15 protein-coding genes are annotated in these 13,858 nt (G+C 44.0%); 4 read left to right on the plus strand and 11 right to left on the minus strand.

Translation table 11 applies throughout. From position 1 onward, the window contains the following. Positions 1-5: 5 nt before the first annotated feature. The 10 genes from H539_RS0102995 to H539_RS0103040 form a co-directional block, all read right to left on the minus strand. The gene (locus H539_RS0102995) at positions 6-908 is read right to left on the minus strand and encodes a C40 family peptidase (protein ID WP_026692287.1); all 903 of its coding nucleotides are present in this window, start codon (positions 906-908) and stop codon (positions 6-8) included. Then, positions 902-1,999: a dipeptide epimerase gene (locus tag H539_RS0103000; protein ID WP_026692288.1), complete on the minus strand. Its 1,098-nt coding sequence runs from the start codon at positions 1,997-1,999 to the stop codon at positions 902-904. The genes H539_RS0102995 and H539_RS0103000 overlap by 7 nt, the downstream gene beginning before the upstream one ends. A 24-nt stretch (positions 2,000-2,023) precedes the next feature. Beyond that, complete coding sequence (locus H539_RS0103005) at positions 2,024-2,944, minus strand: S66 peptidase family protein (RefSeq protein ID WP_026692289.1); 921 nt, start codon at positions 2,942-2,944, stop codon at positions 2,024-2,026. 110 nt (positions 2,945-3,054) lie between these two features. Next, positions 3,055-4,659, minus strand: a complete 1,605-nt coding sequence (locus tag H539_RS0103010) for a peptide ABC transporter substrate-binding protein (protein WP_051348424.1) — start codon at positions 4,657-4,659, stop codon at positions 3,055-3,057. 57 nt (positions 4,660-4,716) lie between these two features. Continuing rightward, complete coding sequence (locus tag H539_RS0103015; protein WP_026692291.1) at positions 4,717-5,715, minus strand: ABC transporter ATP-binding protein; 999 nt, start codon at positions 5,713-5,715, stop codon at positions 4,717-4,719. A gap of 4 nt (positions 5,716-5,719) precedes the next feature. Further along, positions 5,720-6,673, minus strand: coding sequence for an ABC transporter permease (locus H539_RS0103020; RefSeq protein WP_026692292.1), 954 nt, complete (start codon positions 6,671-6,673; stop codon positions 5,720-5,722). A gap of 2 nt (positions 6,674-6,675) precedes the next feature. Continuing rightward, positions 6,676-7,605: an ABC transporter permease gene (locus H539_RS0103025; RefSeq protein WP_026692293.1), complete on the minus strand. Its 930-nt coding sequence runs from the start codon at positions 7,603-7,605 to the stop codon at positions 6,676-6,678. A 13-nt stretch (positions 7,606-7,618) separates the two neighbouring features. Further along, positions 7,619-8,443: a M55 family metallopeptidase gene (locus H539_RS0103030; RefSeq protein ID WP_026692294.1), complete on the minus strand. Its 825-nt coding sequence runs from the start codon at positions 8,441-8,443 to the stop codon at positions 7,619-7,621. Between the two features lie 302 nt (positions 8,444-8,745). Further along, positions 8,746-8,955 (minus strand): hypothetical protein, encoded by a 210-nt coding sequence (locus tag H539_RS27630; protein ID WP_035321819.1) that lies wholly within the window; start codon positions 8,953-8,955, stop codon positions 8,746-8,748. 182 nt (positions 8,956-9,137) lie between these two features. Further along, a complete protein-coding gene (locus H539_RS0103040) occupies positions 9,138-9,617 on the minus strand; it encodes a Rok-like winged helix domain-containing protein (RefSeq protein ID WP_026692295.1) in 480 nt (159 codons plus the stop codon). 197 nt (positions 9,618-9,814) lie between these two features. On the opposite strand from H539_RS0103040, the gene H539_RS29990 reads away from it, so the two are divergent. The 3 genes from H539_RS29990 (at position 9,815) to H539_RS0103055 (ending at position 12,183) form a co-directional block, all read left to right on the plus strand. Then, positions 9,815-11,077, plus strand: coding sequence for a helix-turn-helix domain-containing protein (locus tag H539_RS29990; protein ID WP_026692296.1), 1,263 nt, complete (start codon positions 9,815-9,817; stop codon positions 11,075-11,077). Positions 11,078-11,087: 10 nt separating this feature from the next. Continuing rightward, positions 11,088-11,255 carry a hypothetical protein gene (locus H539_RS31300; RefSeq protein WP_155889928.1) on the plus strand — a complete coding sequence of 56 codons (168 nt, stop codon included), beginning with the start codon at positions 11,088-11,090 and terminating at the stop codon, positions 11,253-11,255. A 268-nt stretch (positions 11,256-11,523) separates the two neighbouring features. Next, positions 11,524-12,183 carry a C40 family peptidase gene (locus H539_RS0103055; RefSeq protein WP_081415771.1) on the plus strand — a complete coding sequence of 220 codons (660 nt, stop codon included), beginning with the start codon at positions 11,524-11,526 and terminating at the stop codon, positions 12,181-12,183. Positions 12,184-12,354: 171 nt separating this feature from the next. Here the strand turns inward: H539_RS0103055 and H539_RS31305 are convergent, their stop codons facing one another. Next, positions 12,355-12,591, minus strand: a complete 237-nt coding sequence (locus H539_RS31305) for a hypothetical protein (RefSeq protein WP_155889929.1) — start codon at positions 12,589-12,591, stop codon at positions 12,355-12,357. A 302-nt stretch (positions 12,592-12,893) separates the two neighbouring features. Between H539_RS31305 and H539_RS0103070 the strand changes: the two genes are divergently transcribed. Beyond that, a complete protein-coding gene (locus tag H539_RS0103070; protein ID WP_026692298.1) occupies positions 12,894-13,826 on the plus strand; it encodes a substrate-binding domain-containing protein in 933 nt (310 codons plus the stop codon). Positions 13,827-13,858 lie beyond the last annotated feature (32 nt).

The following is a 13,858-nucleotide window of genomic DNA, read 5'->3' on the forward strand; positions in this document are numbered from 1 at the left end:
TCTTCTTATGCTCCGTATCTTCTTGCAGCACATAATTCAATTTTATATAAAGTACCTTCCAGAGGTATAATCTCAATGCTTTTGCCTGTCTTAGGTGAATGCAGCAGCTTTCCATCTCCATAATAGATTCCTACATGATGGACAGCCCCCTTTCCTTCCTCATAAGCAAAATAGAGCAAGTCTCCAGGCTGAAGCTGATCCAGTTCAACTGCCCTTCCATCTTCCAGCTGATCATGGGCATCCCGGGAAATCCTGTAGCCATTTGCCTTCGCCATCGTATAACTGAATCCTGAACAGTCATAGCCAAAGCTTGAGACTCCTCCCCAAAGATAAGGAAGCCCTACAAACTGCTCTCCTGCAGCCGCGATACCTGCTCCATTTCCTTTAGGAATGGAAGCTGGATTCGGATAAATCTCCGCATCTCTCCTGGACAGCCAGCCATATCCTTCTGGCGTCTGAACCTTTATTCGATCCTCTTCCTGTGATAAAACAGGCAGGATGGTCTGGAAGCACAATACCAAAGCAGCTTCTCCATCTAAAACAAGCTCTGCTTTTTTGCTTGTAACGACAGCAATCTCACCTTCAAGGTTAAATCCATTGCTATCTGCAAGCTGAGCGGAAGGGATCCATCCGGGATATCCGCGTGTATCCTTCGAGGAAGGCTGACTGTGGCAGATGACATGTGCCCACCCCTCCTTTTCCTCGATAACAAGAACTTCCTCGCCAAACAGCACCTGAGTTTGAACTAGATTCGAATTGCATAGGTCCAGGCTCTTTTCGTAGGAAAGTCCGTTTATCCATTTGGTTATATCCGGATTCCCTCCAATCGCCTCTTTATCTATGTCTCTGGCAGAATCAAAATGAGTCCATACGGTCGCAACCGATGTATTTATAAGCCTTTTCACGATTTACTCCCCTTTTCATCCTGATTGACGACTGTAATCCCAAGCCCTGTGCGCTCTGCAAAGGTGATTTTCCGTCCGCTATAGTGTATTCCACCCTGAATGATCTCTTTGGCAAGCATAAGAGGGGCATCAAAATCAAATCTCGTAATATTCTTTTTGGCTGCGGCAAAGTGGGCTGCAGCCGTGATGCCCAGCCGGGTTTCAATCATACTTCCAACCATGCACTCCACCCCGCATACTTCAGCAAGGGCATTTATTTTTTCGGCCTGATAAATGCCTCCAGCCTTCATCAGCTTAATATTGATTAAATCAGCGCTTCTTGTTTGAAGCACTTCGAAGGCCTGCTTTGGAGTGAAAATGCTTTCATCGGCCATGATCAAGGTGTCCACACTGTCTGTCACCTGCTTTAATCCCTGAATATCAGAGGCATGGACAGGCTGCTCCACAAGTTCAATCCCCAGCCCTTCATCCTCCATTTTCCGGATAATCCTGACTGCCTCCTTAGGCGTCCAGCCCTGATTCGCATCCAGCCTGATTTTAATGCCGTCCCCGACCCGCCTCCGGATCTCCTTTATTCTCGCCAGATCGGTATCCACATCCTTACCTACCTTGACCTTCAGGACATTAAATCCATCATTTATATATTTTTCTGCATCCTCCCCCATCTCCACGGGAGAATTTACACTGACCGTAAAATCAGTTTCAATTTCTGATTTAAAGCCCCCCAGATATTGATAGAGAGGAAGACCTGCGTGCTGGGATAGGCAGTCGTATACCGCCATATCCACCGCTGCTTTGGCACTTGAATTTCCGACAAGAATTGAATTCAATCCTTGAAAAACAGATTCATAATTCAGCAGATTCTGATCCGCAAGAAAGGGTTTTATAATCCCATTTACTGCCCCTTCAATGCTGTCTTTACTGTCTCCGGTTATGACGTGGGTGGGAGGTGCTTCTCCCCACCCCGTAATCCCATTGTCACAAGTCATTTTTACAATAATGGTTTCAGCAGTCTCCACGGTTCTAAGGGCCGTTTTAAACGGCTTTATAAGCGGTACCGCAGCCCGGAACGTCTCTAACGATGCTATTTTCATCCCTATACTCCCTTTCTAAAACAATCATTGTACTCCGCTGTCCATTGCAAGGGTTTTGCTTCTTGTATCCAGGAAGGCAGGTACACCAAGCGGAACACCATAATGAGGGGAGCAATGACCGATTAAAAACCCTTTCAGCGCGGGCTTGTTTGCACGTTTGATATAAAAATCCAGCACCTCATCCAAGGACAGAGATTTCTCTCTTTGAGGTACACAATTATGAAAGTCCCCTACTACTATTCCAGCAGCAGCATCCAATTTGCCGGCCATATACAGCTGATTCAGCATTCTGTCCACGGCTCTTGGCTCTTCATTGACATCTTCAATCAATAGAAGCTTCCCTTTTGTATCAATTTCAAAAGCTGTACCAATCCCGCTTGCCAAAAGGGATAGATTTCCCCCTGTCAAAATCCCTTTGGCTTCACCTTCGACAATCGTTTCAAGCGGGGCCATTTTCTCCGAATAGATAAATTCCGCTGGTTCAAACAGCTGCCTGAAAGCAGATTTAGAGATGTCATCAGCATCTTCCTTCCCAATATCAGAGGCAGGCATGGGACCATGGAAGGTTACTAGGCCGGTATTTTGATAGATGGCTGTATGCAGGAAAGTAATGTCACTATATCCCCAAAATATTTTAGGATGGTCCTTGATTAATCCGAAATCGATCGAAGAAGCCAGGCGTCCTGTGCCATATCCCCCGCATGCGCAGATAATCCCTTTTATTTCAGGATCCAAGAAGCTGTTATGCAGGTCTTCAAGACGTTCTTCATCTGAGCCGGCTAAATATCCGTACTCCCTCTTCAGATTGCTTCCAAGCTTTACTTTTAATCCCATATGCTCAAGAATCGAAAGAGCTCTCTTTAGATTCGCAGAATCAGGAGGGCTGGCAGGGGCAATAATGCCGACGGTATCACCTTTTTTTAGACGGACAGGCTTTGTAGACATAAAAAACACTTCCTTTTTTAGCTTTATAGGCGGTTTCAGTTCAGCGTAAAACGAGCGGAACAAACGATCTAAAAAAGGGATGTTCAAAAAACGAACATCCCCTTTAAAGACTACTCCTTATCTGCCCATTTTAATTCCAAATATCCCACCGGGTGGCGTACAATGCCGGAAACCTTATCGCTTTGTAAATAAGGATTGTTATAGAAGTAAAGAGGGAAGATCGGCGCTTCATCCATAAGAAGCTTTTCAGCTTTGTACATGATTTCGAAGCGTTTCTTTTCATCTGATTCGTTTTTGGCATCTTTGATCAATTGATCATATTCTTTGCTGCTCCAGCCTGTGCGGTTCATCTTTAATCCAGTTGTGAAGTTTTCAAGGAAGTTGATCGGATCACTATAATCGGCAAGGAAGGAGCTCCTGGAAAGCTGGAATTTCAATGCGGTCTGTTCTTCTGTAAAGACTGCAGCCTCCATGTTTGCAAGCTTCACATCGATGCCAAGGTTCTTTTTATACATTTCCTGAAGCGCTTCTGCAATCGCCTTATGCACATCGCTGGTGCTGTAAGTCAGCGTTACTTCTGGAAGCTTGGTGTAGCCTTCTTCCTCCATTCCTTTTTTAAGGAGCTTCTTCGCTTCTTCAACATTGGTTTTAATCAGATCTCCGTTGGTCTTGCGGAAGTCGTTGCCGTCCGGATCCTTAAAGCCATATGACACAAAACCGTAAGCCGGCTTTTCTTTATGTTTGGTCACAAAGTCCACGATATCCTGCTGATTGGCAGCCAAAGCAAAGGCTTTCCTGATATTTTTATTTTGGAAAGGCTCCTTCGTCACGTTGAAACGGAAGAAGTAGGTACCGGCCTGTCCGGAGGTTTTAACCTTTCCTTCTTTCATCAATTCATCTGAGCTTTCAGCTGGTACGCTTGCTACATCAAGCTTTCCAGTCTTGTACATCTGATATTCGGTCGTTGTATCGTTTACGATATCCCAGTGTACTTTGTCCAGCTTGACTGTTTTTGCATCCCAGTAATTTTTATTCTTTTCCATCACAAAATTGCTGTCATGCTCCCAGGAAGTCAGCTTGAAAGGACCATTTCCCACAAAGGAATCTGCTTCGGCAAACCACTTAGGGTTCGCTTTTGCGACTTTTTCATTGATCGGGAAGAAGCAAGGATTTGTAATGACGCTTAAAAAGTAGGCCTGCGGGCTTGTGAGCGTAACCTGGAATGTTTTTTCGTCAACCGCTTTAATATTGACACCGTCCGCACTTCCCTTTCCTGTGTTATAAGCTTCGGCGCCTTCTACAAAGTACGCGAGGAAGGATGCCGGTGAAGCCGTTTTAGGATCTAAAAGGTGAAGCCAGGAATATACAAAGTCCTGTGCGGTAACGTTATCGCCATTTGACCATTTTGCATCTTTGCGGATATGGAAAGTATACACCTTTCCATCATCAGAAACATCCCAGCTTTCAGCAGTTGCCGGCTTGGGCTCATTTGTTTTATCCAGGCGGGTGAGGCCTTCCATCAGGTTATTAAGGGCACTCCAGGAAACGGAGTCAAATCCTACTGGAGGATCGAAAGAGGTAGGCTCTGTACCATTGTTCAGATACAAAACCTTCTCGCTGCCTTTTTTGCCCTTGTCTTTTTCGCCGGACGAATCAGTGCCCGCATTTTCCTTGGCGGTACAGGCAGCCAGACTGAACACTAATAGTGCTGCCATAAATAATGTTAGGATCTTTTTCAAACCTTTTCCCCCTCAATTTTTAATATGTATGTTTTATATCCTTGCTGCCATCTTTTTGGGCGCCCTTTCATCCTGCAGCCAGCAGTCTACCTGGTGTATGCTTGTGAGCCGGGTTTTGTTAGGGTAGACCCTGGAGCATACCTCCATCGCATGTTCACACCTGGCGGCAAAAGGACAGCCGGCAGGAGGAGAAAACAAGTCCGGAGGAGAGCCGTCAATCGGAAGAAGCTCTGCATCATCGGCATCCAGCCGCGGAACCGATCGCAGCAGCCCTCTTGTATAGGGGTGCTGCGGATTATAGAAGATCTCCCTTCGGCTTCCGGTTTCAACAATTTTCCCCGCATACATTACGGCAATCCGGTCTGCAACCTGGGCGACAACCCCTAAATCGTGAGTGATCAGGATAATGGAAACACCCGTCTTTTCCTGTATATCCCGGAACAGTTCCAGAATCTGTGCTTGAATGGTTACGTCAAGTGCCGTTGTCGGTTCATCGGCAATCAGCACCTCAGGCTGACAGACCAGCGCCATGGCAATCACGATTCTCTGCCTCATTCCACCCGAGAACTGGTGGGGATACTGCTTCATTCGGACTGCCGCGCTTGGAATTCCCACAAGCTCCATCATTTCAAGGGCTGCTTTTCTGCCTTCTGCCTGGCCGATGTTTTTATGCTGCCTGATTCCTTCGATGATTTGTTCCCCGACCGAAAGGGTCGGATTCAAAGCGGTCATCGGATCCTGGAAGATCATTGAAATATCCGCCCCGCGGATTTTTCTCATTTCCGTCTCAGAAACGTTTGTAAGATTTCTTCCTTTAAATAGGATTTCTCCTTGTGTAATTTTACCGGGAGGGCTGGGAATCAGCCGCATAATGCTTTGAGAGGTGACGCTCTTCCCGCAGCCGGATTCCCCGACAATGGCAAGAGTTTCTCCTTTATGAAGATCAAATGTTACACCCCTGACAGCTTTCACATCACCGCCATATGTACTAAATGAAACATGAAGATCTTTAATTTCAAGAACTTTTTCCATGATGCTACCTCCTCAGCCTTGGATCAAGGGCATCCTGAAGGCCATCGCCAAGAACATTGAATGCGAACATCGTTGCAGATATAAAGAACGCCGGGAATACAAGGCGCCACCACTGTCCGGTGATGATGGCTGAAAGCCCGTCGCTCGCCATCATCCCCCAAGAGGTATAAGGAGATTGAATACCCAATCCCAGGAAGCTCAGGAATGCTTCAGAGAAAATGGCAGACGGAACAGTCAGCGTAATCTGCACGATAATGGGTCCCATGGTATTAGGCAGCAGGTTCTTCCTAATAATTCTGGTGGTTTTCGTCCCGAAGCTCTTGGATGCCAAAACATATTCAAAATTCTTGATCTGGAGCACCTGCCCCCTGACAATCCTCGCCATGCCAATCCATCCTGTTGCGGAGAGTGCGACAATGATGGTAGTCAGGCCCGGCCCCATTACAACCATTAATAGAATGACGACCAGAAGATAGGGCAGTCCATACAGAATCTCAATAATACGCATCATGATATTGTCCGTTCTGCCGCCTTTATAGCCGGATACCCCTCCATAAAGGACACCGATGACAAAATCGACAAGTGCAGCGACAACCCCGACAAACAGTGATATTCTAGCTCCGTACCAGGTTCTGGTAAACATGTCCCTTCCTAGCTTATCGGTGCCGAACCAGTACTCGCCGGAAGGAGGGAGATTCTGATTCCTCAGGTTCTGCTCGCTGACAGAATGGGGAGAAATCATCGGGCCGATCACCGCCATGATGGCAAGAAGGATCAAGAAGATCAGTCCCGCCATTGCCAATTTATTTTTCCGGAGGCGCAGCCATGCATCCTTCCAATAGGAAAGGGACGGTCTCGAAACTCGTTCTCCCTCATCTTTTTCCTTTACTTTCGGTACAAACCACTCATCAGGAATAACAGATTCTTCGAAACCTTCGTGCTGTTTTCTTAGAGCCACTATTATCCCTCCTTTTTTCCGAGTTTGATGCGGGGATCAATGATGCCATAGGCCAGGTCAACCAGATAAAGCATAATAATTAATATTGCACTGTAAAATACTGTGGTCCCCATAATGACGGGATAGTCCCTCTGATTGATACTCTCTACAAAATATTTGCCCATCCCCGGGATGGCAAAAATCTTTTCAATGACGAATGTCCCGGTCAAAATCCCTGCAGCGAGCGCTCCAAGCAGGGTGACAACAGGCATCAGCGCATTGCGCAGTGCATGTTTAAATACAATTTTTGCAGGCGAGAGCCCTTTTGCCCTGGCGGTGCGGATATAATCCTGTGCAAGTACCTCGATCATGCTCGATCTTGTCAGCCTTGCGATGATTGCCATGGGCCCGGATGCAAGAGCTAAAATAGGAAGGACCATATGCATCGGGCTTGACCATGTTGCAACAGGGAAAATGGGCCAGTTTACCGCAAACTGCTGAATTAATAGAGTTGCCATGACAAAATTGGGTACAGAAATCCCGATGACTGCGAGGGTCATGGCTAAATAGTCAATGATGCCGTTATGTCTTAAGGCGGCCACAACACCAAGGAGGATACCGCATACTACAGCTACCACAAGCGTCCACAGCCCAAGCTCCATGGATACAGGAAATCCCCTGCCGATCAGTTCATTCACAGTAAATGCGGATTGTTTGATAGAAGGGCCAAGGTTGAAGGTAACCAGTGATTTAAGATAGGAGCCATATTGGACATATAGCGGGTCATCCAGATGATAGAAGGAATTGAGGTTTTTCTGTACCGCCTCATTAGTATTTCTATCGGTGGCAAACGGATTTCCCGGTATGGAATGCATTAAAAAGAAGGTCAGTGTTATGATCAGCCACAGAGTAACAAACATGGCGATGACCCTTTTAACGAAATACGAATTCAAGGCCCGTCACTTCCTAACAAAATGATGTTCTCATAGCAAGTTCTGTCATGACCAGCATCGCCTGATACGCTTCCAGTATATTTTTGGCCTGATATCTTACCGTTGTTGTATCCGGGATGATTTCTGTCCCCGGCATTAACGCAGCCCACTCTGCTTGTCCGTAATTCGCGAATTCGATGGCAAGAACCGGTTTATCCGGGGGTGTCAATGGCCTGACTTTGTCTTTATTTTTTATGGCAGCCGCCGTTTTTTCACGAAGGAGCTGTCCGGCTTTTGCCGGTGTAAGGGATTTGGCTGCAGACCTTGAGATGGTCTGCTTTACCGCTGCAGTCGTGATATTTGGGATAAGCTGCTCTGCTTCAAGAGCCGCCCTGTCGTCCCCTGCTACCATTAACAGCGGCACATCATAATAGCCTGCTACATAAGCATTAAACCCAAGCTCGCCTACAGCTGTATCATTTATGTAGAAATTCCTCGCACCGAAAATCATCGAATGGGACATCACCCCCATTAATGAGGCACGCGCGTGATAACCGACAAAAACGGCCCCGCCAAAGCTGGAATCAAGCCCCTGAACCATGGAAAAAGGCTTTACATCTCCTGTGATAAGCTGTGTTTCGGGATGCAGATTTTCTATCAGCAGGTTGTTCATCTTAGAATGGCTGTCATTCACGATCACTTCACTGCATCCCGCATCAAAAGCAGCTGTAATGACATAATTAGCTTCATCTGTCATGATCCGCCGGCCGCGTTCATAATTATGTCTTCCTGAATCCACATGTGTATGGTCCACAAGACCCGTTATTCCTTCCATATCCACTGAAAGATATAATTTCATGCTGTCTCCCCCTTGGTAAAACACAATTTTCTTAAAATTATAGAATATAAACTCTTTTCTGACAATAACAATTATTCATATGATAATGCAGAAAACCTGATTTTTTATTTCATATTAATCCACTGTTTTTAAGGGGGTTAAGTTGTCTTTCCGCTTTTATCATAAGCTTTTAAGATATAGTTATCGCAGCAGGCATGCGTGAATCTCAGCCCTTTTTAATGAAAAACACCAAAAAAAAAGCCCATTTAACCCAGTCAGTGAAATTCCTTCCTGGTTAAATGATGCAAGTTCTTTTTCTCTATTTAATTCGATATCTTCTTATATATAAGCGCTGAAAAATAATGAAAGGGAGGATCTATATGGAGAGCGTCCTGCCGTTCTTTTTCATCCAATTCCTTCATTCTGTCCAGAAGCTCTCTTCTTTCAAGCTGAATTTGTTCCAAAACATTTCGTTCATGCTGTGCAAGCTGTTCAAGGCGCAGCTTTAAGGCTTCTCTCTCTGTGAATTCCATCCATATCCCACCTGTATCTTTTAAGTTGGATTCAGGATAGCATACATCATGATTATATGAATTTGCCTTCTTTTTTAGATTTATAGAATATACAGCGAAATATCATTTCTCAAGGAAAATTTTCCTAGATAAAGGGATATCAAAGCAATTTTCCTACTACAAAACACTTATGTTTTTCAAGTTCAGTCTCTGACATACATATACTGTCCATGTGTTGCCTTTTTCAGCACTTTTTCCTTTTTTGCCAGATTGGTCATAAATAATGAAATGTTTTTAATTTCAATCCCGGTTGCATTCTCTAGTTCCTTTTTTAATTGAATAAGGGGGATCGCTGTGTTGTGGCGCTTAAGGATATTAATTGCTGCGTCTCTAAGAAGAATGGTTTTTTTGTGGTAGCCTTTATTTGCTTTTTCCTGCTTTTCAAGGCCAGCTCCCTTTGCTCCCTCTCCATTGAAGTGTAAGGCTTCCCTCTCATTCCGGTCTGAAGCAAGAGCAGTCCCAGCAATTTTCCTGCTATCCGCTTCGCTGCGTCCCAAAGCATCCAGCTCGCGGAGCCGGTTCATGATTTCTCTTCTTTCTTCCCTGAATTCCTTCATGGCCTTTTCTTCGGTAACAGCCAGCTGCTCCAGCCTTAATTTTAATGCATCACGTTCGTTAAACATTTTTTATTCTCCTCTACTAATTTAGGAAATATTTCTTAAATAAATCAAGAAAAATATATTTAAATAGATAATTTTATTATACATTTTCCTATCGTAGCATTTTTAACTAAATTTGTAAATATTTTGGAAAAAATATCTACAAATTTTTAATGAAATGTTTTATAATAGGCATATCAGCCCGCAAAGGAGAGAAAGAAATGCCAGCCGGCAGAAATATTAAATATCACCGAATAAGAAAATCCCTCACACAGGAAGAACTAGCAACTGGAATCATCTCAATCTCCTACCTATCCAAAATCGAAAATGAGCAGATCACTGCCAGCCCGGAAATCATAGAAAGCTTGTATAAAAGACTCGGTATTGAAGAAGGGATTACAAACGACTCCGCTCTTTCCCAGGAATTACAGGAATGGTACCAAACCATCCTCGATAAAAAGACAGAGAAGGCGGATGAATTATTTACAGAATTAGAATATAAGCTGCAGCAGCCCTCTTCCTTTGATAACATCACTCTATTTGACTTAATCAGCATAAGATATTATCTGACAAAGGGGCTGGTAACCGAAGCTGAAAATAAGGTAAAAGAATTATCCAGTGTCCAAAAGGACTTTAATAAAGAGCTGCTTTTCTACTATTATAAATTTCACGGCAACCTCTTTTATACAAAACACATGTACAGTGAAGCCTATGAAATTTATAAAAGTGCAGAATCTCTATTGGATTCTTCGTTTTCTTCCTATGAGCGGGCAGATATATTTTATTCTCTCGGACTTTCTGCAGGCCATCTTTATAAGCCCTACCTGGCCATCCTGTATACCAATCAGGCCCTCGAAATTTTTCAAAAGCTTTATCTCCGTGAAAGAAGTGCAGAATGCCACCTCCTTTTAGGTATTTCCTTTAAAAAAGTAAAAGAATATGACGAAGCGGAAACTCATTATAAGTGGGCAGGCAAGCTTGCTGAAGAGGAACAGTCCAAGGTCATTAACGGGATCATACAGCACAATCTCGGCCAGCTTTCCTATGTAAAAAAACAATTCAGCCAAGCTCTTAAGCATTTCAGGAACAGCCTCCAGCTGAAGGAGGAAACGAATGTATCAGGAAAGCTGATGACTCTTATAGCCATAATGAATATGTGCTATGAATTTGAGAGGGGTGATTTATTAGAGGAATATTTATATGAAGCAGAAAAATACACAGACAAGCTTCCAGCCAACAACATCCAGATCATTCACGAATACAAGGTATTCCATTATCTTGTGAAAGAGGATTTTGATAGTTTCGTTTTTTACTGCGGAAAGGTGGCCATCCCTTATTTCAAGAAGAACGGTTTATTTCTGCTTGAAGCACAGTATGCGGAAATCCTTGCCTCCTACTACAAAAAAAATCGGAAGTACAAACAATCTTCCTACTACTATGAGTACGCACAAACTACATTAAAAAATCAAATCATTAATATTTAGGAGGAAATATATGAAAAAGACTTTAGCTTTATGCCTCTTGCTGTTCATCTCAATCTCGGGAGCAGGCGCAGGCGGCGCCCCCGGCCATCTCGCTGGAGATGAGTATCCTCCCCCATACAGCCATCTCGCGGGTGACGAGTACCCACCCCCATACTCCCACAACGATCCCACCATATAATTTCCTTTAAGAGCTGTCCCGCAAGTTTTATTACATTCTATTTTCATATGACATAAATCTGTAAAAACAAAAGACAGGAAAAGCGATGTTTCAGAAGCGTATTTATATAAAACTTCCCTATTTTTCAACAAATTGCAGGTAGTTTTGCTATGAAGTGCCAAACTTCCCTATATTTTGTAATATAACCGTAATATTTCTGTGATGCCACTGTTATATTCAATTGTTTATAATAGGTTTAGCACTTCACACCAGGGGGTAAAATACTAAATTGAAAAAAATTATCGCATTCCTGTCTCTTGCAATAATGTTTTTAGGTGTTTCACCATTAATGAGTGAGGCTGCCGCAAGTACCACTTCCACGAAATTTGTCAAAGTCGGTTCGGGAACTCTGAATGTTAGAAAAACCGCATCAGCAAATGCGGCTATTGTATCTAAATTAGCAAATAATACACAAGTCACAGTCTATTCCGAGTCGAATGGCTGGGCTAAGATAAATGCTTCTTCCAAAACAGGTTATGTCAGTGCGAAATATCTTGTTTCTAAAAAGGTCGCCGCACCTGCTTCCGCTTCTTACCGAAGCAAGGCTATAGCAGTTGCTAAAAGCGAACTGGGCACTCCCTATGTATGGGGCGGCATGTCCACGAATGGTTTCGATTGTTCCGGCCTGGTAAAATATTCCTTTGGCAAAGCAGGCAAAACCCTGCCGCGCACAGCTGCTGAAATGTATACAAAAGGAACCAGAGTCAGCTCGATGTCTCCTGGAGATCTGATGTTCTTTGCTCCTAATAAGGCAGCAAGACCCACTCATGTTTCTATTTACATCGGCAGCGGACAAATGATTCATGCTGCTACTTCTGCAGGTGTTTCTTATTCCGCTACCAATAACAGTTATTGGAAGCCAAAGTTCATTGGAGCAAAACGTATTTAATCATATAATGAAGTACCGGGCCTCGTCAGAAGCCCGGTTTTTTTATTGTCCGAATACAACGTTATGCTCTCCTTCTCTTCTCTTTGCGGGCAAGATATGCAGTATACTTCATGGGAGCAGCATGGGTTTCTCTCCACTCCCTTTCGAGCCCTGCATTCCGGAAGGTCACCCTTAGATCCCTGCCGTTGCATTCAATGAACATCGGAAATATCCAAGACGGCTCCCTTTGTGATACTCCATGACGAGATATCCATATTGGCCCCGAAGGAAGAAATCACGCAGACTTACGAGATGGGGATGGAGGGGTATTCCGCTCAGGAGCTGAGACTCTTTAAAGGCTGCAGCCATATCCTCCATCTTTTTTACGGCAGTCTTTTTTCCTCTTTTTTCCTGTATAAATATCTTCACAAAAAAACACAGTACTGGTCTTTCCCTCACCTAGAGTGCGGATTACACGGTACCTCTTATTAAATATCATCGCTTTCCTCCATCGAATAAAAAGGCTGCTTTTGAAGGTTGTCCATGAAGTGCTTCTATCCTATGTATATTACATAACTCGGTAAATTCTTGTACCATGGCCCAGTTCACATATATGAGCCATGCCAATAAATCTGCAAAATTCCTTCATTGGAGGTCTGCTATGCAAAACGTTTCGCAGGAATATGCTTTTGTACGGAAGGTACGTTAAAATAAGACAAGGAGGGATGCATATGCAAAAGGAGCTTTCCTATACGATTGAAGAGGTGTCACAGCTTTTAAAAGTTTCCAAACTGACTCTTTATGATCTGGTCAAAAAAGGGGAACTGCCTGTCTTCCGGGTCGGAAGGCAGATGCGGATTGATGCTGTTGATCTTGAGCATTTTATTCATAATCATAAATCCAGCTCCGGAATATCGGCACCTTCTAAGGATCCAGCTCCATCCAGTTTCAAGAGGAGCACAAGCCAAATCGTTATCAGCGGACAAGATCTGGTTCTTGATATTTTCGGGAAGTATATTGAAAAGAAATCCAGCTATAAAACACTGCGTTCCCACACCGGTAGTCTTAACAGCCTCATTTCGATGTACAACGGAGAATGCGATATTGCCAGCCTCCATATGTTTGATGGAGATACCGGTGAATACAATATTCCGTATATTAAAAGAATCCTTGTGGGCTATTCCTACATCTTAATCAATCTCATGTCGAGAAAAGCAGGAATTTATGTTCAAAAAGGCAATCCACTGCAAATACAATCCTGTAGAGATCTGCAGCAAAAGCATGTCAGAATTGTAAACAGGGAAAAAGGATCCGGAGCACGCATCCTACTGGATGAACAGTTAAGGCTGAACAGCATTCCCGCTAACGGGATAGTGGGATATGACCAAGAGGAAACCAGCCATCTAAGCGTTGCCTCAAGCATTGCCTCCGGGAAAGCAGATGCCGGAATTGGAAGTGAAAAAGCAGCCAAGCTTGCGGGCATTGATTTTGTCCCGCTTATCTCAGAGAGGTATGATCTCGCCATTCTTAAAACATCCGCAACCCAGCCGCTGATCCAAACAGCCAAAGAGATCCTGGATTCTGAAGAATTCCAGACAGAAGTGGCATCTCTTGGGGATTACGACACCGCCCTGACTGGTAAGGTCATGTATGAAACTCAGTAAAAAAGGCCGCTGTATGAATGCGGCCATACTGC

This window comes from Peribacillus kribbensis DSM 17871 (genome assembly GCF_000430765.1).
In the GTDB taxonomy this organism is placed as follows: Bacteria; Bacillota; Bacilli; order Bacillales; family DSM-1321; genus Paraperibacillus; species Paraperibacillus kribbensis.